Annotated in this window: 18 protein-coding genes and 1 tRNA gene; 7 read left to right on the top strand and 12 right to left on the bottom strand. The window is 38.6% G+C overall.

The window, feature by feature from the left end; all coding sequences use genetic code 11:
• Window positions 1–99: 99 nt before the first annotated feature.
• The 5 genes from BI291_RS12050 to sbcD form a co-directional block, all read right to left on the bottom strand.
• The gene (locus BI291_RS12050; RefSeq protein WP_175573119.1) at window positions 100–1,389 is read right to left on the bottom strand and encodes an amidohydrolase family protein; all 1,290 of its coding nucleotides are present in this window, start codon (window positions 1,387–1,389) and stop codon (window positions 100–102) included.
• A 169-nt stretch (window positions 1,390–1,558) separates the two neighbouring features.
• On the bottom strand, window positions 1,559–2,041 hold the full coding sequence (locus tag BI291_RS12045; protein ID WP_074499020.1) for a peptidylprolyl isomerase: 483 nt from the start codon (window positions 2,039–2,041) through the stop codon (window positions 1,559–1,561).
• 60 nt (window positions 2,042–2,101) lie between these two features.
• Complete coding sequence (locus BI291_RS12040) at window positions 2,102–2,989, bottom strand: DMT family transporter (RefSeq protein ID WP_074499019.1); 888 nt, start codon at window positions 2,987–2,989, stop codon at window positions 2,102–2,104.
• Between the two features lie 107 nt (window positions 2,990–3,096).
• A complete protein-coding gene (locus BI291_RS12035; RefSeq protein ID WP_074499018.1) occupies window positions 3,097–6,843 on the bottom strand; it encodes an SbcC/MukB-like Walker B domain-containing protein in 3,747 nt (1,248 codons plus the stop codon).
• Window positions 6,840–8,099 (bottom strand): exonuclease subunit SbcD, encoded by a 1,260-nt coding sequence (gene sbcD, locus BI291_RS12030; RefSeq protein ID WP_074499017.1) that lies wholly within the window; start codon window positions 8,097–8,099, stop codon window positions 6,840–6,842. The genes BI291_RS12035 and sbcD overlap by 4 nt, the downstream gene beginning before the upstream one ends.
• A 159-nt stretch (window positions 8,100–8,258) precedes the next feature.
• On the opposite strand from sbcD, the gene BI291_RS12025 reads away from it, so the two are divergent.
• Together BI291_RS12025 and ybaK are read left to right on the top strand one after the other, a co-directional pair.
• Window positions 8,259–8,627, top strand: a complete 369-nt coding sequence (locus BI291_RS12025) for a VOC family protein (RefSeq protein WP_074499016.1) — start codon at window positions 8,259–8,261, stop codon at window positions 8,625–8,627.
• Between the two features lie 17 nt (window positions 8,628–8,644).
• Window positions 8,645–9,112 carry a Cys-tRNA(Pro) deacylase gene (gene ybaK, locus BI291_RS12020; RefSeq protein WP_074499015.1) on the top strand — a complete coding sequence of 156 codons (468 nt, stop codon included), beginning with the start codon at window positions 8,645–8,647 and terminating at the stop codon, window positions 9,110–9,112.
• 815 nt (window positions 9,113–9,927) lie between these two features.
• Here the strand turns inward: ybaK and BI291_RS12010 are convergent.
• The 3 genes from BI291_RS12010 to BI291_RS12000 form a co-directional block, all read right to left on the bottom strand.
• Window positions 9,928–10,530, bottom strand: coding sequence for a hypothetical protein (locus BI291_RS12010; protein WP_074499013.1), 603 nt, complete (start codon window positions 10,528–10,530; stop codon window positions 9,928–9,930).
• A 144-nt stretch (window positions 10,531–10,674) separates the two neighbouring features.
• Complete coding sequence (locus tag BI291_RS12005) at window positions 10,675–10,920, bottom strand: hypothetical protein (protein ID WP_139302613.1); 246 nt, start codon at window positions 10,918–10,920, stop codon at window positions 10,675–10,677.
• A gap of 112 nt (window positions 10,921–11,032) precedes the next feature.
• Window positions 11,033–11,575: a DinB family protein gene (locus BI291_RS12000; protein WP_074499011.1), complete on the bottom strand. Its 543-nt coding sequence runs from the start codon at window positions 11,573–11,575 to the stop codon at window positions 11,033–11,035.
• Between the two features lie 487 nt (window positions 11,576–12,062).
• On the opposite strand from BI291_RS12000, the gene BI291_RS11995 reads away from it, so the two are divergent.
• The 3 genes from BI291_RS11995 to BI291_RS11985 all read left to right on the top strand — a co-directional run bounded on the left by BI291_RS11995 (window position 12,063) and on the right by BI291_RS11985 (window position 13,570).
• A complete protein-coding gene (locus tag BI291_RS11995) occupies window positions 12,063–12,518 on the top strand; it encodes a methylglyoxal synthase (RefSeq protein ID WP_074499010.1) in 456 nt (151 codons plus the stop codon).
• A gap of 44 nt (window positions 12,519–12,562) precedes the next feature.
• A complete protein-coding gene (locus BI291_RS11990; protein ID WP_254849573.1) occupies window positions 12,563–12,952 on the top strand; it encodes a ComEA family DNA-binding protein in 390 nt (129 codons plus the stop codon).
• A 138-nt stretch (window positions 12,953–13,090) separates the two neighbouring features.
• On the top strand, window positions 13,091–13,570 hold the full coding sequence (locus BI291_RS11985) for a DUF2947 domain-containing protein (protein ID WP_074499008.1): 480 nt from the start codon (window positions 13,091–13,093) through the stop codon (window positions 13,568–13,570).
• Here BI291_RS11985 and BI291_RS11980 read toward each other — a convergent pair.
• From BI291_RS11980 to BI291_RS11970, 3 genes are all read right to left on the bottom strand, one after another.
• On the bottom strand, window positions 13,567–14,622 hold the full coding sequence (locus BI291_RS11980; protein ID WP_074499007.1) for an AI-2E family transporter: 1,056 nt from the start codon (window positions 14,620–14,622) through the stop codon (window positions 13,567–13,569). The genes BI291_RS11985 and BI291_RS11980 overlap by 4 nt on opposite strands.
• A 106-nt stretch (window positions 14,623–14,728) precedes the next feature.
• Window positions 14,729–17,281, bottom strand: coding sequence for an ABC transporter permease (locus BI291_RS11975; RefSeq protein WP_074499006.1), 2,553 nt, complete (start codon window positions 17,279–17,281; stop codon window positions 14,729–14,731).
• Between the two features lie 2 nt (window positions 17,282–17,283).
• Window positions 17,284–18,021, bottom strand: coding sequence for an ABC transporter ATP-binding protein (locus BI291_RS11970; RefSeq protein WP_074499005.1), 738 nt, complete (start codon window positions 18,019–18,021; stop codon window positions 17,284–17,286).
• Between BI291_RS11970 and BI291_RS11965 the strand changes: the two genes are divergently transcribed.
• Both BI291_RS11965 and BI291_RS11960 read left to right on the top strand, forming a co-directional pair.
• Window positions 18,020–18,637, top strand: coding sequence for an arylesterase (locus BI291_RS11965; protein ID WP_074499004.1), 618 nt, complete (start codon window positions 18,020–18,022; stop codon window positions 18,635–18,637). The two genes, BI291_RS11970 and BI291_RS11965, sit on opposite strands and share 2 nt — an antisense overlap.
• Window positions 18,638–18,651: 14 nt before the next feature.
• Window positions 18,652–20,235, top strand: a complete 1,584-nt coding sequence (locus BI291_RS11960) for a cation:proton antiporter family protein (RefSeq protein ID WP_074499003.1) — start codon at window positions 18,652–18,654, stop codon at window positions 20,233–20,235.
• Between the two features lie 87 nt (window positions 20,236–20,322).
• Here the strand turns inward: BI291_RS11960 and BI291_RS11955 are convergent.
• Window positions 20,323–20,398: transfer RNA gene (locus tag BI291_RS11955), tRNA-Glu, on the bottom strand.
• Between the last annotated feature and the right edge of the window lie 206 nt (window positions 20,399–20,604).

The following is a 20,604-nucleotide window of genomic DNA, read 5'->3' as shown; positions in this document are numbered from 1 at the left end:
CTGGAGTAGAATAACTACACGGCGCAAGTGTTGCCTTGTATAAATACCAAACAAATTGCGGCAAAAGTAAACATGAAAGATCAACACGCTCTAGCGTGGTTATTTTTGTTTATGAATTACGCCTGATTTCATCACAAAATCAACATCCATTAATTCTTTAATATCTTGTAACGGGTTGCCATGAGTCGCGATAATATCGGCATATTTCCCCACTTCAATCGTACCTAGTTGCTGCGACTTACCAATTAAATCCGCGCTATTAATTGTTGCTGACACAATAATATCTTGAACGTTCATCCCTGTTTCATGCATTAATAATGCTTCTTTAGCATTATTGCCGTGCGGTGATACGCCGCTATCTGTACCATAGGCAATTTTAACGCCGGCTTTATGTGCACGCGTAAAGTTTTTAGTCATGTCGCCCCCCACGCGAATAGCTTTAGCGCGGATGGCTTCAGACATAAACGTAGTGTTTTTAGCAAGCTCAACCACCGTATTACCCGCCATTAATGTAGGTACTAGATAAGCGCCCGATTGTTTGAAAAGTTTAATGCTGTCTTTGTCGGCGTAGCTACCGTGCTCAATGCTATCAACGCCAGCGCGTAGGGCAGCATTAATACCTGCCGCAGCATGTGCATGACTTGCCACCTTTCTGCCTAATGAGTGCGCGGTGTCTACCACCTCTTTAAGTTCATCGTCAGCCATTTGCTGTCCAGTGCCGGTATTAGTGTCTGATAAAACACCACCTGTAGAGGTGATTTTTATCACGTCGGCACCGTATTTAATTGCATGTCGTGTTGCCCGGCGGCAATCTGCTGCGCCATCACAAATCGTTTCAGGTGTGCGCATTTTTAATATATCAGGATTCATACCATCAACATCTCCATGTCCACCGGTAACAGCCACACTGCTACCCGCAGCAACAATGCGTGGTCCAGCAATTAACCCTTTCTCAATGCCGTCTCTTAACGCGTAAATTTGTTCAGGCTTACTGCCAAGATCTCGTACCGTAGTGAAACCTGCTAATAATGTTTTTTCAGCGAAATGAACGCTTTTCACTAGATAGTCAGCATCCGACGAACGTAGGCTATCGCTATCATTACGCGGCCCAAGCTCTCCTTGTAAATGTACATGCATATCCATTAACCCAGGTAGTACAAAGCTTTGTCGCAAATCAACCACCCGCGCGTTATCAGGGGTAATAAAACCTTGTTTAACTTCGGAAATTATCCCATTATCAATAACAACTGAATAATTAGTTAACGGGGCTTTACCAGGCGTAGCTAAGAGCTTACCGGCGTGAATAACGGTAGTTTTAGCAACACTATTACCAGAAACGATACTACTGGTAACGATAGCTAAACCTATCAATTTGATGGCGATTTTCATCATATGCTTTCCTATTTTTATTGTTTTACCTTACGGTGGATAATGAATAAACGACGATTAAAATTCACTGACTACAACCATAGCAAGTTTCACCTATAGTACAAAGCAGTGTTTAAATTCGTGCAAAAAAAAGCCAGCTTCCGCTGGCTTGTTCAATTAGTATCAATGATTAATGTTGGTGACCACCAACGCCATGCGCATGACCATGCGATATTTCATCTTCGGTAGCTTCACGCACATCAATCACTTCTATATCAAAGGTAATGGTTTTACCCGCTAGTGGGTGGTTTACATCAACATCAACCATAAAACGACCGGCTTTAATTACAGTAACTTGACGTGCCCCCTGCTCTGTTTCAACAACAGCTTGCATACCTGCACGCCATTTTTTAGCGCCTTGTAAATGTTTTGCCGGTACTCGTTGTACCGCATTTTCATCGCGCTCTCCGTAACCATCAACTGGCGCAACAGTCACTGAAAACTTATCACCTGCTTGTTTACCGGTTAACGCTTTTTCAACGCCTACGATCATGTTTTTATGACCATGAAGATATGCAAGAGGCTCATTACCAATTGAAGATTCAATCTCTTGGCCTTGATCATCTTTTAATGTGTAATGAAACTGTACAACGTTGTTGTCTGAAATATTCATAAATTACCTTACATACGGGATTTTAATGGCGGCGAGTTTATCAGAGTTATAACGCTAACACTACGCCCACAATAAAAGAATCACTACGCTGAGCATGATCAAAAACATGCCTACATATTCTTTGAGACTGATACGTTCCTTAAAAATGCGATAGGTTAATAGTAAGGTAATGAAAAACTCTATTTGTCCCAGCGCTTTCACATAAGCAGCGTTTTGAAAACTAGCAGCAGTAAACCAACCAATTGACCCTAAAACACTGGTAATGCCAACAAATAAGCAAAGTCGCCATTGGTTAAACATCACCAAGATTTGTTGTTTGTTTTGAATAGTGACATACAACAATGAAAGAATGGATTGTACCGTTATCATAAACACTAAGGTCACTGCTGCACTGATCATTAGATCACTGTTTAATGCTAAGCTAGATTCTCTAATGAGCAATGTTGTGATCGCCAGCGCTAGACCAGAAGCCAAACCAAAACCAGCCCCTGGATTTTTAAACACATCATTAAAGGTAAATTGTACTTTTGATACAATCAGCACACCTACTACGCCAATAATTACCGACAACCAACCAAGCACACTTAACGTTGCAGAAAACAATAATACTCCTAAAATAGCCACCTGAATCGCTTCGGTTTTCGCTAAACTGGTAGCTACAGCAAAATTGCGGTAATTGAATGCAGCAACTAAGCAGGCTGTACCAATTATTTGCATGACGCTAGCGATAAGCGCATATACAAGGAAAGTATCATTCAAACTTGGGATTGTTTGCTCGCGAATATCAAGAAGCACAAACAAATAAAGATAAGCAAAAGGCAACGCATACACATACCTTACACTCGTTGTTGCCATAGCATTAAGATGCTGACCAAGTTGCTTTTGCCCAGCAGTACGCACGGCCTGCATAAAAGCAGCCAGCAAGGTAAAATAAATCCAAATTTCCACAGTGGTTAGTTGCACACTTTAATTTACAGTTGTCTTATTTTACCACATGTTACTACTGTTATTCAGTGAAATTAACGGTAAATGCGCTTATTAATAAAGACTTATCATCACGGAACAATACGAAAAGTAGGCGATAATTCACTGTAACCTAAGCCTGATTTTTTATGCACTTTAACCTGAACATCAACCCGTTCTTTTAACGCATCAACATGACTAATAATACCAATCATTTTACCGCTTGCATTAAGACTATCTAACGCATCTAATGCTATTTCCAGAGTTTCATTATCTAAAGTACCAAAACCTTCATCAAGAAATAGCGAGTCTATTTGTGTTTTAGCACTAGCAAGATCAGAAAGTGCTAGCGCCAGTGCTAAACTGACTAAAAATGACTCTCCGCCTGATAACGTTTTGGTATCACGCACAGTATCAGCTTGCCATGTATCAACCACGGATAAGGCAAGTTTTTCTTCGTTGTTACATTGTAGTTGATAACGACCGTGCAGCTTTTCTAATCTATGGTTCGCCAAATACACTAAATGGCTTAGCGTCAAACCTTGAGCAAAACGCCTAAATTTGTCACCACTTGCTGAGCCAATTAAGCCATTTAAATGTGATAAATCATCAAAGTGCTGTTGCAACGTTTCAATATGCTCAAATAGGGTTGATTGTTTCTCACGTTGTTTATTATCTTGTAATAGTATGGCTTGAAGTTGCCCTAAATTAAGTTGCAATTGCTTTAATGACAACTCAATTTCAGCCAGCTTTTCTTCGCATTGTGACCTATTTTCTGCAGAAACTTCTTGTTGTCTTAATTGCTCGATCTCTGGTAACAACGTAGCATTTCGCTTTTTAACCTCATTTTGCAAATGTTCCGCTTGTTGCTGCTGTTGTTCTATGTTTTTTGCAATAACAGTAATTGCTTGTTTTTGTTCGCTATCCATCAACGCTTGTTCAAATGCTTGCTGATCAGAAAATTGACTTTGCGCTAAAGCATGTTGCCAAGCGGCATTAGCTTGTTCTGCTTTTTTACTTTGCTGATGATGTTGTTCTTTCAAGTTTTCAATGATCGCTTGGGTATTAGTGAACAAAGCTTGTGCAGTGTTTAATTCATCTTGTTTTAATTTCAACGTATTATCAGCATCGTTTTTTTGACGGTTCAATTGCGCACGAATTTCTTCAATGGTTTGTTCACCCACTAATTCAACCCAATGTTTTTGCAAAGTGGTTACTTCATTAGTCACACTATTTAGCTGTTGTTGATGTTTATCATATGCTTGCGAAATTGTGGTGATTTGTTGATTTAACTGTTCTATTTTGTAGTTAAGGTCAAGCAGCGATTTTTCTAGCGATTCTAATGAACTCTTATCTCGTCGCCAGTTATCCAATAATGCCGATTTTTCAACTAGCCAATGTTTAAATTGCTCAAATAAGACATCATTTTCATCCTCTGATAAAAAGGGTAATGTTTCATCCCCTGTTAATGTCTTAATTTCTGTAATTAATTGCTGAGCATTTCTGTGCTGTTGCTGTTCAAGATCTTGTAATTGCTTCGAAAGTTTTTGTAATGATTGTTGTTGGCTTACAAGTTGGTTACTGATTATCGCTTGTTGACTGATTTTTTGATCTAATTGCTTTTGTTCATTTTGTGTTACTTGTTGTAACTGTTCTTTTTCTTGGCTAAGTACAGATAACTTATTCAATGCATCCTGCAAGGTATTAATTGAACTATTATTATCGGCAATTAATTGATTGAGGTTAGCAATGCGTTGATTATTATTTCCTGATAACATCTGTTCAGATAAACCCTGTGCTTTATCTGATAATTGATTTGAGCTGTTTATGAGTTGCTGTTGTAATTGCTGCTGTTGATTATTAAGGGTTTCTATCGCACTTGCCAGACGGTCAAAGTCTGAATTAATGCTTTTTCCTTGCTTTTCAATTTGCTGTAGCTCATTCGTCAGCGCAGCTAAGCGTTGTTGATGCTCATCTGGCTGAACATGCTTATACTCGTCAATTAACGGGTGTTCGGTTGCTCCACATAACGGGCAAGCTTGATGTGGTGATAAATTTTCTCGATGATGGCTCAACGACATAATTGCCTGTTGTTGGTTTACAATCAGTTCTACGTCTTTTACTTGTTGTTTGACCTGTTTAAAGCGTGTCCTACATTCTAAAAGTGCCTGTTCCGTCGTTTGACTTTGCGAGTTTTTTTCAGATATTTGCTGATTTATATCACTTAATTGTTGTTCAATAGTGGTGATATTTGTCGTGATATTGACACAGTCATTGAGTTGCTGCCCATACTGTTGCTGTGCTGAAAGCTGCTGATGTAATTCACTTTCCGATTGACATTCAAACGCCGTTAAAAGCTCTTGATGACGCTCTAAAATTTCTTGTAATTGATTTTGCTGCTGCTTAAAAGGTGTTTGCGCAGATTCAATATCAGCTAGTAAGGCTTTTTCTTGGCTAATCGTTGATTGATGTTGTTGTTCATCTTGAAGGTACTGTTGTTTCAGTTGTGAATAGTGTTGCACTTGTTGCGTCAGTGATTGTTCTTGATGATGCCACAGCGGCAATTTATCGCTTAAAGCTTCTGCATAAGTTAGCTTGCGCAAACTTTGTTGAGTATCATTAACCTGAGTTTGCTGTTGTTGTTGCTGTTGCGTTAACTTTAGCAACTGCTGTTGAGCACTGTCATGCTCTGTTGCGGCTTGCAATACCGTTTGCTCTAGCGTTTTTTGTTGGTCTGTTAATAAGGCTATTTGGCTATCAAGTGGTATCACCTTAGCGTTTAATAATGTTTCCTTCTCTGTAATGACTTGTAGCTCGGCATCATACAACTTTTTCTGTTTCTCTAATGTTTGTTGATGAGTATTAACAACTTGTTGGGTTTCTAATACGTTTTTGTTTCTTTGCTCAATCGTCTTTGTTAATTCAGTTATTTGAGCTTGGTGATGGCTAAATTGCTCAAAAACGCTTCGAAGTTGCTCTGCTGGCTCAGCAAGGGTTAATTGCGTTAATTGCTGTGCATTTTTCTGTGCTAATTCAGAGGCAGATTTTTCTAACTCAGCGGCCTTTAGTTCTTGTTGTGCTAACTCATGTTGCTGTCTAAGTTTATCGGCTAATTGCGTCCAACGTTGTTTTTCAGCAATAAGCGTTTGTTCATCTGTTGCTAGCGTTTTTTTCTCTTGTTCATACGCTTTTTTAGCGTCGTCATCAAGTAACTCTAATTGGTCTAACTGGCTTTTCGATAACGTTAACTGTTCTTTCGCATGGCGAAAGTTCTCATAAACCTGTTGAGAAATAACACTATAAATTTCAGTACCTGTAAGTTGTTCTAATAACTCAGCGCGGTCTCTGTCACTCGCGTTTAAAAAAGCAGCAAATTGCCCTTGTGATAGCATCATCGATTTTGTAAATCGGGAAAAATTCAACCCAGTTATCAACTCAACCTGTTGCTTTACTTCAGAAATTTTATTAGCAATGATAGTACCGTCTTGCTGAGCAAGTTCAGTGACCTGTTTTTGTAATTTGCCATCAAGCTGATTTTTTGCACGTCGTTGACTCCAAAAAGCACGATACCCTTTATTGTTTACCTCAAACTCTACTTCAGCCATACAGTTTGCTGTGTGACGTGTCATCAGTTGATTTTGGCTTTCTGAAATCGCGATTCGTGGTGTTTGATGATAAAGCGCTAAACAAATCGCGTCTAATATCGTTGTTTTACCTGCCCCTGTATCACCTGTTATCGCAAATAACGCGCTTTCATCAAACGGTGCTTGAGTAAAATCGATAAACCATTGGCCCTTAAGCGAGTTAATATTTTCAAAGCGTAGCGACAATATTCTCATGATGTCACCTCAGATTGTTCACTTTCATCTGTGCTTTGCTGTTCACATTGCTCAACAGCTTGGTTAAATAAAGTGGTTAATCGTTGTTTTAAATCGTCTTCATTTGACCAATCTTCGAGCGCTAAACGTGCTTGAAACACATCATCAACCTTCAACTCTTCTAGGGTTACGTTGTCTTGTTGTGAAATGTTGAAGCGGGACTTTTTCGTTTTTCGTACCAGTAATATATCTACAGGGTAATCAGCAAGTAACTCTTGAACTCTAGCGGTTAAATCTAATAAATAATCTCCTTGGCTAAGCTCTATATCAAGCCAAAGTTTTTCGTCACCTTCTAGTGATAATTGCGCTAATGTATCAGCTACCTTGTTTTCTAATTGCTCTAAAGATGTTTTTATCGTTGCCATTGCTTGAAAAGTAGGTATTTCAACAGGTTTACATTCAGACATTTTGCCTTGTTCAAAACTAACTACATTGACATTTTTCGGCTGAGCTGTTTCGTCGAAACTTAAAGGTATCGGTGATCCACAATAGCGAATATGGGGTTGTTTACCGATAATCTGCGGTCGATGTATATGACCAAGCGCTAGATAATCTACAGTAGGAAATTCGCTAGCAGGAAAGGCGTCTAATGTACCAATATAAATATCCCGAACTGAGTCACTACAGCTTGCCCCGACAGTGGTTAAATGGCCTGTAGCAATAACTGCAGTATTTGATGGTACTGTTGCTCTCGCTTCATTCACTAATTGCTGATAATGCTGAGCAATTGCATATTGCAACTGCTGCTGTTTTTCTTTAGCCGTTTGGCCTGCTGTACTGGTTAATACATCACGAGGACGAATAAAAGGAACTGCACAAACAACAGCTTGCTCTTGTTGAGCATTTTCTAAATAAATCAGCTGTTCAGGTGCCTGTGTTATCTCTTGTGCCTTAACCACAACATGGCAATTTAACGTATTCAACAAACTCGATGATTCATTTAGCATCGCGACTGAATCATGGTTTCCTGCCAAAATGACTGCTGCGCAATTACGTTTATGTAAAGCGACAATAAACTTAAAATATAACTCTCGAGCATAACTTGGCGGCGTACCCGTATCAAAAATATCGCCCGCAACAATGACTGCATCTATTTGCTCTTTTTCTACTTGAGCTAACAACCAATCAATAAACTGTTGATGTTCCCTAGCTCTACTTTTTCCGTAAAAGTGTTGGCCTAAGTGCCAATCAGAAGTATGTAATATCCGAAATGCCATGTCAGAAAATAAGTGATTATTATAATGCGTAAAATTCTATCGTAGATCGCAAGCAATAAGAATCATATTTGCAAAATCTCTTAAAGCTAGCCATATTAACAACGGTTAGATTGTTGTGGTACGAACAACACAAAACTATCATAAATTTAAGGAAGCATTATGGACAATCAAATTGTATGGGTAGATGTTCCAGTGATCGATCTAGATCGCGCTATTTCATTTTACTCTACCGTGTTAGCTGCCGAAGTGAAAAAAGAAGTTTTTGAAAATTTTCGTTTTGGTTTATTACCTCACAGTCACACCAGTGTTTCTGGGTGCCTGATTGAGTCACCTGCTGAGCATATAGCCCCTTTTGGACCTTTGCTTTATTTTAATGTTGAAGGCCGATTAGATGACGCAGTTTCACAGGCAAAAACGTTCGATGTTGAAATCATTGAAGAAAAATTTCAAATGGGTGAGCATGGTATCAGAGCTGTAATTAGAGATACAGAGGGCAATCGTATTGCCTTACATAGCACCGTTAGTTAAGTATATAAGGCGAAACAATGACTCCGGCAGTAAAATTGCTCGATAAAGCAAAAATTAACTACCAATTACACAATTATGAGCACGACGCTTCAGCACAAAATTACGGACTTGAAGCATCAGAAAAGCTCGGTATAGACAGCAACAAAGTGTTTAAAACCTTAGTGACTGAAATAGATAATACTCAACTTGTGGTAGCAATTATACCTGTATCAAAAAAACTGAGTTTAAAAGCCATAGCAAAAGCCATCGGCGGTAAAAAAGCGATAATGGCAGATCCTGCCAAAGTACAAGCATCAACAGGCTACATACTCGGTGGTGTCAGCCCTTTCGGCCAAAAAAAACGATTAAAAACAGTCATTGATAACAGCGCAAAGAGATTTGATACGATATATGTCAGTGGTGGGAAACGCGGGCTAGAAATTGAAACGTGTACAGCAACGTTTGAACAAATTCTCGCTGCTAAATTTGATGATATAGCGGCGTAGTCGCATTATTTGACGTGGTTAGATGTTTGCAACGGCGTGTTAATGCCGATTCACGGTACTGTACCCCTACAACTAAATTAAGCTTACTAGAGCGTGTTGATCTTTCATGTTTACTTTTGCCGCAATTTGTTTGGTATTTATACAAGGCAACACTTGCGCTGTGTAGTTATTCTACTCCAGTCAAGCGTTAACACAGTAGAAATGCCAAACAGATACAGCCCAAAGGGTTCAACTAAACAGCAAAGATCAACACGCTCTAGCTATTATTTTACGCTTTATCAAAAAAATGAAGTCGTTGTTCAGCATTATCAAGAGTCAAAGCAAGCCGTTAAAAAGTTCCATTTCTTTCATGGCTTATCATGAATCATTGATAACAACTACAAATAATACATGACAATATTTATTCCGAGATAAAACCCACCAATTAAATTTATTATTTTGTCGCTAGTTAATAATGACTTTTCATCGTTGAATCTAATTGACGCTTTATAATTACCAAGCAAATAAAATAATACGGAAAGAATCATAACAAATGGCAACAAAATAGCGTAAAAGGGTGCAATATATTTGAATATGGGAAACTCAAATCCACCTAAAAGTGTTGCTCCTTGAAAACACGGCAACATAAAGACACCGAACATTTTCAATTTGTAATGTATATCTTCCATGTTTTATCTCTATCGACAAACTACCATAAATTAAATATTGTTGAGATTTGCTCTGGCTCTTTTATATAGATAAACGATACTTCATTCGCTTCTCTCAAATAAATCCCGTTTCATTCGTGCACATTAGTTATTATGCCCTCGTACAGTTTAACATTGCTTTACTTGCATTTTGTAGGCCGAAATATTCACATCGAAAACCTTGCCAAGCGGCATTAACATCGCTTGTAATCCGAAGATAACTGGTTCATTTATTAAGCATTCAAGCGTAGTTTTAACAATCATTTCTGTCTTAGGCATAACAGGCGACTCATCTTTGTGATAAAAAAATATGTCTTCATCGTGCACATTTCTACCGGTTTTAATAACGCCTTCTTTAAGTAATTTCTGGTTTAACTCTGAGAGTTGGCTATTCAATTGGTCAGCTGAATTTTTGATCATTTGACTGTGAAGATGAATTGAAACGACTTTATAGTTTTCAACACTAACTTTTAACGTTGTCTTGGCTTTTTTATTAGAAGAAGAACGACATATCCAAAAACTCGCACCTAAATATTCTTTAGTACTGCAATTAAAGCTCCCTTTTACCAGCGCTTCTAGTTCCTCAACAGAAGAATTAAGTGTCAGCCCACTTATCTCAAAAGACTCGATATTATCTCTTATAAAAATATCCGATGCGAAGGTTTGCATTGAAATACAGGTTAAAATGGTAAATAGTGCACGATATATATATTTAAGGTGTTTTTTTAGCATGGCTTTGTTTCTCCAAAATGATTAACATTAAAACGTTACCCAACGCCTGACACAAAGGCAGGTATTAGCTTACAAAAGTGCAAAACGAAGTGACACCGAAGAAGTTATTAATAATTCCTCTTCTGTTATGGCTTGTTAGCTGTACTATGCTTGGCAATCAACTATTTTTCTTATTTCTACTTGTTTACCGCTGCTATCTGTTTCAACAGATTTAATACGATACCTATTGATAATTACTTTCTTGCCAGATTCGTTTACACCATTAAATTTAATGCAATAATCTGATGTTTCTTTATCGAGTTGAGCAAACAAAGGTGTAACTTGAGTAGAGCAACCTGTTAACGTGATTGTTATTAAGAGACCTAGCTTGTGGATAATACTTAATTTCATTACATGTCCTTGTACTGCTAACGCCACGTTTAGTGACACAAAATAGCTAGCTAAAATTTTCAGCGAAGCGAACACAGCTAGCTATTTTATGTTCGATTACTCTAACACCCTGTTATCTACGACTACCCTCTGAAACTATGACAGGTAAATCCATACAGCCGTAATCCACACCAAACTGACTCAACACACAAGTTAATTGGCCTCTATGATGAGTTTGATGATTAAATAAATGTTGAGTTACGTCTGCAACTGATTTAGATATCAAGTCACCTTCTGTCGTAGAGTAAGTAATGAATTTATCACAATCCTCTTCTGTTAAATTAACGCAATAGGTATTGATTAACTCATCGATTTGCTGCCTTAAAGGCGCAAGTTCAGTTAATTGATTGTAATAAATATCTTGCGGAAATTTCGGTGATGGGAATTTATCAAAGTCTTTAAATGTTAACTGCCCTATTTCATTTGACGCTATGCGCCCTAATAAAATTAGATCCCCGAAAAGAATATGATTCCAATAACTTATAATATTAGGGAAGAAAGAATTGGTTTCGCGCTCAAGAGTATCAACGGGTAAAGCCAAACAAAGATCCATTAATTGCTTATTCATTCGCTCATTATAAAGCGACATCATCCTGAAAGTATTTGACAAACTCAATTGAAACTCCTGATACCAACTTAATTAAACATTTGGTCACTTAACGAGAGTTAAAAGAGTTAGAGCCAAGGCATTGATTACAAAGAATGGTCGCTCAAGAGAACGTGTTCCTGTGTTCTCTAATAAGCTAATCCGTGCAGCATCCTTGTTAATAACATCAATAACACAGCCTATAAGCCTTTTAAACTCGCCCTTGGGAATTCATTAGCACTTTAATAACGCAATGTCGTTCCCTCAATTTCATAATAACTTAAATAACCGATTAATCAATAAGATGCAACACGCTTTGATGAAAGCGAGAATTATTCTCTATTTCTTGTAGAAACCGAAACAATGCGTTGCCTGTGTAGAAATCAACAACCATTGTGAACAAAGAAGACCGTGATAATTCGCATATAAGGCTAAAACAATTCACTCTAAGCAAGCGCTAGCATTTTATTTTGTGTTCATGCTACGCTCAAGTAGATAATTGACGATGAGAACCGCTATGAATTATATGCAAATTACCGCACCAGCCAAAAAGTCTATTGCCCTAGTTGCACACGATAATATGAAACCTGAATTGATCCTATGGTGTAATAAGTATAAAGCTAAACTTGCTGAACACACTTTATACGCTACCGGCACCACAGGCTTACATATTGAAAAACAAACGGCATTGCCAATACAAAGGCTGATCAGCGGCCCATTAGGCGGCGATCAGCAAATTGGCGCGTTAATTACAGAACAGAAAATCGATATTATGATTTTTTTCTGGGACCCACTAGAGGCACAGCCTCATGATCCAGATGTTAAAGCGCTACTTCGTTTGGCTGCTGTATGGAATATCCCCGTAGCTTGTAACCGTTCTACCGCTGACTTTCTCATTGAGTCATCGCTATTTGATCACGCTTATGATAAGTCTATTCCTGATTACAAAAAATATATTGCATCAAGAAGTTAATTCCTCGCATCAACTAAATAGTTACGTTGATGAAGCTGAAAAATTTGACAAAGTTGATTTTCACTTCTAGAAATAATGCCAAGTGCCGAATTGGTTGGCACTTATTTGGACTTAACATTACCATCAAGGATATGATGATGAAAATCAAAACACTCGTAATACTGACGGCATTATTGTCGTTCAACACCATTGCTGACGATATTGTTAGCAAAGAGCCTACATCAACAAACCAAGCTATCGAGACCAAAGTCGCCTTAAATAATGCTGATGTGCAGCAACTATCAACATTAAAAGGTATAGGTACAAAAAAAGCGCAAGCGATTATTTTATATCGTGAACAAATTGGTCAATTCTCATCTATAGATGATTTGCTCAATGTGAAAGGCATTGGTAAAAAAATATTGGTTGATAACCAAGCACACCTAACACTTTAATCATGACGGTTTAGGTATTCAAAGCAAGTAGTCATGCTACAGCTATTGTTCGATGATTACTTGCTTTATTTAACCAAACAGTATGCCTTACTGCCACTTCATTGTTATACTACGACTTTTTAGTCTACCTGTGATTACATGACTCATTTACCGCTTGAACAATTTAAACATGCTTGGATTTTTCGTCATCAAAGCATGCCACTTTCAGCAGAGCAACTCGCTCAAATAAAGCCAATGTCAGAAGAAAGGTCAGCAACACTTTGGGATACTTTTATCAGTAAAAATGCTGTTCACCCTGAACTTTTCACTAAGCATGATTGGCCAACGCAAGAAAAACATTTAACACAACATATACCGTGGGAGTCTCGTTGGGAAAGTGATAACCCAAGCTTGCCAGATGAACTATTGCTACATATAAACTGGGAAGAAAATACCACGGTCTATTACTGTTTACATCGTCAATGTATCTTGGAAACTACTTGGGGATTGTTTAAACAGTGCTGGAAAAATTTTTTATTCTTAGATGATGGCAGCTTGCTGATCGGGAAAAAACGTCAAAAAGCTGTACAGTTTAATTCTAATGGTACATGTCGCTATGGCGATAAGCCCAAAAACTAAGCCGTTTTAGCATCAGATTCTTGTACTTCATCACCTGACAATAATACCGCAAGCCACTTTCCTTCTTTAGTACTTTCAAGGGCAATTTTGATGATCATCGTTAATGGTACCGACAATAACATGCCAACGGTACCCAATAACCAGCCCCAAAATATTAAAGAAAGAAATACCACTAGCGTAGACAAACCTACGCCTCTTCCTAAATAACGCGGCTCAACGATATTTCCCATCACCGTATTAATCAGCAAATAGCCTAAACCAATGAAGCCAGCGTACGCAGGGCCTAATTGTAACACGGCTAATGACATGGTAGGTACAGCAGCAATGATAGAGCCAATATTAGGAATATAGTTAAGTAAAAACGCTAACACTCCCCAAAGCACAGGGAAATCTAAACCAAACGTCCAAAGCATCAGTGAAACACATACGCCTGTAGCGAGACTCACTAAGGTTTTAATGGCTAAATAATCATTAACGGAAGTTAAAAATTTACCAATTTGCTTTAAACGCATTTGCGGATCATCAAGGGCTACGTGCAGTTTATGTGGCATTGATGGCGCTTCAAATAACATAAAAACGACGGTGATAATGATCAAAAATAAATTTGCCATCACATTACCTAAACCGCTGAGCATATCAGCAGCAAGGCTCATAGCAGCTGAAGGATCAACATGCTCCATGACTAACTCTTTCGACAGAATGATGTTAAATTGCGCGATGTATTCTACTACCCATACAAGCTGCTCATTAAGTTGCTCTCGATATGTAGGCATCTCTTCAGAAAGTTGGGATAGTGAATTCCCCACTAGTCCAGCTAACGATAAAACAATACTAACGAAGATTATTACAACCAAAAGCACCGCTAGCGGTTTGGGTATTTTGTAACGCTCCATTCGACAGACCAATGGATTACAAATAATGGCGATAAAGGTCGATAATAAAAACGGCACTAAAATAACAGAAGCAGACTTCAAACCTGCTAACACAACAAATAAAGCCGCGGTAATTAATAAGCCCTTTAGCACGCCAGAGGTTGGTTGAGATATTCCCATAGTCACTTTTTCTTATACTTTTGTGTTTGCAATATAACTGATTAAGGTGAAAAAGTATCGCTAATGAATTAAAAAAAGCGATACTTTTTATAGCATTAAAGCAGAGCTACATTGTTCGTCTGATCAACGTAACACTGGTAAGATTTAGCAGTCGCCAACAACTTAACATGCCAATAGTACCAACAAAAGCAGCACCAGATAAAATACCCACCAGCCAATAGCTAAAGTGGAACGTGGGTGTCATCTCAAAAGTTTGTGTTTGTAAAATAAACACACCGATCTCCATACCGACACTTGCCATGAAACCAGCAATAGCACCCAACGCAACAAATTCAAATAAGATACTATTACGCAATAATGAACCTTTTGCACCTAAGGTTCTTAATATGGCTAATTCACGCTCTCGCTCTTCCATACTTGCTTGCACTTGTGCAACCAGTACCAAGCTACCCGCGAGCACCACAAGCACTAAAATCAACTCTATCGCAATGGTTACTTGCTCAATCATCTCATTGAGTTGTTTCATAATTGCGTCAAAATCGATCATTGAAATAGTTGGGTATTGAGCAATTAAATTATAAAAGGCATCCTTTTTCTCTGGCGCTACTTTCCAGGCGGAAATTGATGTTGAAGGAAAGTCTGCAAAAACAGCTTGGTTAAATACCATGATGAAATTCAATTGGCGTGTTTTCCAGTCGACTTCTCGAATGCTGGTCACAGACACTGTAAAAGTGCGGCCGCCAAGATCAAACGACAACTCGTCACCCAATTTAATTGCTAACCGTTCTGCAACGCCAGATTCAATTGACACTTGTGGAGTTATATCTTCAGCTTGCCACCAGCTACCTTCGATGATCTTATTTTGATAAGGCACATCATCTCGCCAGGTTAGTCCGAGTTCACGTCCCATACCTCGCCGACCTGCGCTTTCCTGTTCGCCTTCGGTGCTCTCTTCGCTTTGCTTAACCTCTTGCTCTTCATCTTCTCGTTTAACTCTAATCGTTTGTTCACCATTGATAGCGGTTAATCGCCCGCGATAAACAGGATAAAAGCCTCGATGAGGAATATCGTACTTTTCAGTAAATGCTTGAAGTGGTGCTATTTGTTCTTCAGTAATATTGACTAAATACTGATTCGGCGTATCTGCTGGAAATTGTGATTGCCATTCATCGATAATCGATGTTTTCATCACCGTGATTAATAACAACAATTTAATCGCTATAGTAAAACTAACAAGTTGCACACTATTTTCATTGGCACGACGTTTTAAATTCGCTAACGCTAAATGCCATGACTTACCCGCTTTTGTACCCACACTTCGGCCAGCATTCATCACTAATCGACCAATCGTTAATAAAAGTGCTGATACCAATAAGCCCCCCGCTAATAACGATATACTCATGACAATATCGCCACTAAACATGAGCAGCAACGCAAACAAGGCGATTAACGGAATAAGCTGATGACTACCAAATTTTGGTAATTTTGTCACTGAAAAACCACGAATAACCGATAAAGGCGAGGTTTGAATAAGATCTTTTATCGGGTGAATAGCAAAAGCAACTGCACAAATTAAGCCGGTTACAATCGCTGTTAAAAATGGTACAAACGTTAAAGGGGTATTATCTAAAGATAAGTAGCTTTCTATTGCATTAGCCCCTAACAGCAGCAAAATATAACCAAGTAACAAACCAACAACAATGCTGATCACACTTAATAATGTCCAGTGTAAACAATATAGGTTTCTCACATGAGACATGGTTGCGCCAAGCGCCCGAAATACAGCGACTACTGATTGATGACGTTGACCATAACGGCGACTCGCTACCGCAACAGCTACCGCCGCAAGTACGATACCCAACATACTTGCTAAAGATAGAAAGCGCTCAGCACTATCTAAGGTTGTTGACAAGCGATTTTGCGCCCGTTTAGCGTCATACCAGCGCTGTGTATCATTTACCTGCGGCTTTACCCACTCTTCATAATCTTCAATATTGTCTTGTTCACCTGCAAATAAATAACCATGATAGATACGACTACCGGGTTGTATAAGCTCTGTTGCTGGTAAGTCATCAACATGCATGATAATACTAGGGCCTGCCACTAAAAAGCGATATGAACGATCGGGCACATTCACTAACACGCCAGCAATGGTAAGTGGCGCAACACCTATTTCTACCGTATCACCTATTTTAACGCCTAAACGACTTAATAAGCTTCTTTCTACCCAAAGTTCACCACGTTTCGGGCCACCTACAATTTCTTCCTCGCCGTTAATGGAACGTTTAATGGATAACTCACCTCTTAAAGGGTAATTTTCGCTCACCGCATCAAGCTCACTGAGTATCATATTATCGCCATAAAAAACCATGGAATCGGTATACACTTTTTTGGCAACAGCTAAATTCAATGATTTAGCCTTTTCAATAAATTTATCATCTAAAGGCCTATTTCCGCTAAACACGCGATCAGCAGCAATGGTATTGGTGCTGTTTGCGACAATCGCGTGTTTTATTTGCCCAGAAAAACCGGTTAATGAAAACACCGTAGCAACGGCTAACACGATAGCTAAAAAGATTATCGTTAGCTCACCACGTCTTAATTCATGATCTAATAAACGCAGCGACTGTTTGATCCAAATAGTATTATTTTTTGTCATTATTAACCCATGTTCGCTACGTTAACTGCCGATCTATCTACAAAATCACTATCCGTTTGCGCATCTGTTAAAACACCACTATCCATTTCTACTTGCCGTTGGCAACGTGCGGCTAGCTTAGGATCATGTGTCACAAGCACCAGCGTAGTACCGGTTTTTTCATTTAATGCAAAAAGTAAATCAGTAACAGTAAGTCCTGTTTTTGTATCAAGGTTACCAGTAGGTTCATCAGCAAATAAAATATCAGGCTCAGTGATAAAAGCACGAGCAATAGCAACGCGTTGCTGTTCGCCACCTGAGAGTTGGCTAGGATAATGTTCCATTCTATCGCCTAATCCTACTTGTTCTAATAACGCTTTACCTTTCTCGGCGGCATTTTCTGTATTAGCAAGTTCAGCAGGTAACATCACATTTTCAAGAGCAGTTAAACTATTAACGAGTAGAAATTGCTGGAAAATAAAACCAACATGCTGTGCCCTTACCTGGCTACGTTGTTCTTCATTAAGCTGGTGTAACGGGTGGTTTTTAAGATACACTTCTCCTGAGCTTGGTAAATCTAACCCCGCTAAAATTGATAACAACGTTGTTTTACCTGAACCAGATGAACCAACAATTGCGAGTGTTTCACCTGCATTAACCGTTAATTCGGTTGGCTGTAAAAGTGATAATGATTTATCTTCTAACTGAACCGATTTGGTCAGCGCATTAACTTTGAGAATTGTTTCGGAATTTACCTGCATGAAAAACTACCTACTTTTTATTTACTTAATACTATTTTCTTTAATCATTGGATCAAAAGCTCAAGCATTTAACACTATTTTACTCTTAGGTGATAGTGTCAGTGCAAGTTACAGGATGCAACAACATCAAGGTTGGGTGCATTTACTGAATCAAAAGCTAGCGACACAAAACGCACCGTACACAATTCTTAATGCTAGCATAAGCGGTGAAACAACAAGTGGCGGTTTATCTCGCCTTCCGGGCATTTTAGCGGAAAATAACATTGATCACCTAATTATTGAATTAGGTGGCAATGATGGCTTACGGGGTTACAAACCTGAAGCGATAAAAAATAATTTGTTACAAATGGTTAAAATAGCACAAGAGAAAAACATTCCCGTTACTTTGATGCAAATTAAGATCACGCCTAACTATGGACCACGTTATAACAAAATGTTTGAAGCCGTATTTAAAGAAGTGGCAGCAGAAACCAACGCAACATTATTACCTTTTTTTATGGAACAAGTCGCGCTAAATCCAGAGTTGATGATGCAAGACGGTATACACCCTAATGTAAAAGCACAACCGATCATTGCTGATTATGTTGCTGAACAACTTAAAAACCTTATGAAATAAACGAGTAATATTGAATGGAATTTATCTGGATTTTATTTGCCTTTCTTTGCGGTTTCGCTGCAAAAGTTATTACCTTACCACCCTCTATTGGTTATTTATTAGCGGGGTTTATTTTACATTTCCTCGGTTATCAAGCGGATGACTTAGTGTTAACACTCGCGAATATCGGCATTACATTAATGCTTTTTACCATTGGTTTAAAATTAAACATAAAAGACTTAATCAAAGCAGAAGTTTGGGCGGGCGGTTTATCCCATACGTTAGTGTGGATGGTCGTTGGTATTGCCAGCTTTAAACTACTTGCCTTACTTTCTGTTACCTTCTTCGCTGATGCAGATTACCAAATAGCAGCTTTGGTTGTTTTCGCGCTTTCTTTTAGTAGCACTGTTTGTGTGGTTAAATTACTTGAAGATCACGGTGAAATGAAAACTCGTCACGGCAAGTTAGCCGTTGGTATATTAGTAATGCAAGATATTGTTGCCGTTGGCTTTCTTGTTGCTGCTACCGGTAAAATACCCACAGTTTGGGCCCTATTACTAATACTTTTAATTCCGATGAAGCCATTAATAAACCGTGTAATTTCTAAGGTTGGGCATGGTGAATTACTTCCCCTTACCGGTTTTTTCTTAGCTTTTGGTGCCTATGAGCTCTTTGAACTTGTAAAAATTAAAGGTGATTTAGGTGCTCTTCTTGCTGGTATGTATTTAGCGAGCCATGTAAAAGCGACAGAGATCACAAAGTCATTAATGAGTTTTAAAGATATCTTCTTAATTGGTTTCTTTTTGTCGATTGGCTTTACTGCATTACCCACCTGGGAAATGTTAGCTATTGCAGGCGTTCTGACTTTAATGCTGCCTTTAAAGTTTGCGTTATTCTTTTTCTTATTTATCAAACTTAAACTACGCGCGCGCACTGCATTCTTATCTTCATTAGCATTAGGTAACTTTAGTGAGTTCGGGTTAATCGTTGCTTCGTTAAGTACCAGCGCTGGCTGGCTACCAAAAGAATGGCTAGTGATCCTTGCATTAGCGGTGTCGATTTCATTTGTTATTACCAATGTACTTTACAATTTTGCCCATGAGTTTTATGCAAATCATAAAACAAGTATTTGTCGCTACCAACAACCAGAAAAGTTACCTGAAGATAGCTTTATTCAACCATGTGATGCGCCTATTGTTATCATTGGTATGGGCCGTGTTGGCATGGGTGCTTACCGAGCCTTAAATACTCAGCACCCTAATCAAGCATGGGGATTGGACACCGATAAAACTAAAATTGACTTACTGGCTGAAAATGGCGTTCAGGTCTTCCAGGGAGATGCGGAAGATGCAGACTTTTGGGAAAATATGGACTTAGCTAAGATCAAACTTGTATTGCTTGCACTACCTTCTGTACAAGACATCATGAATATAACTGTACAGTTAAAGCATGCGAACTATCAGGGAAAAATTGCCGCTATTGCACGGTATGATGATGAACGTAGCGCATTAGAAGAATTCGGTGTAGATAAAGTCTTTAACTTTTACAGTGAAGCTGGCGTTGGTTTTGCTGAAGAAAGTATCAGCCTGTTTAATACCTCTAACGAGCTTTCAACATAGACAATAAGTGGTTAAGGAAGTTAATATTAATTAACTTCCAAGGACAAAAAAACCAGCATAAGCTGGTTTTTTTGTACTTCTAAGAAGTGGCATCCCTAAGGGGATTCGAACCCCTGTTACCGCCGTGAAAGGGCGGTGTCCTAGGCCTCTAGACGATAGGGACACTAAAACTGCTAATGCGTTTCAGCGCAAAGGTTGACAGCCTTTATCGCTTGTTAAATACAATGATGATTTTCATCAGCATGATTTAACGGTATTCGTTCAATCTTTCGATTAAGGTATAAAGTAAGACCTAGATTACTTTACCCTTCACTATGCCCTGTTACAGTCATAGTTAAATGTGGCATCCCTAAGGGGATTCGAACCCCT

It is taken from the genome of Thalassotalea sp. PP2-459 (assembly GCF_001913705.1).
Taxonomy (GTDB): domain Bacteria; phylum Pseudomonadota; class Gammaproteobacteria; order Enterobacterales; family Alteromonadaceae; genus Thalassotalea_C; species Thalassotalea_C hakodatensis.
The sequence above is the reverse complement of the archived record's forward strand: the minus strand, read 5'-3'. Positions and strand labels throughout refer to the sequence as shown.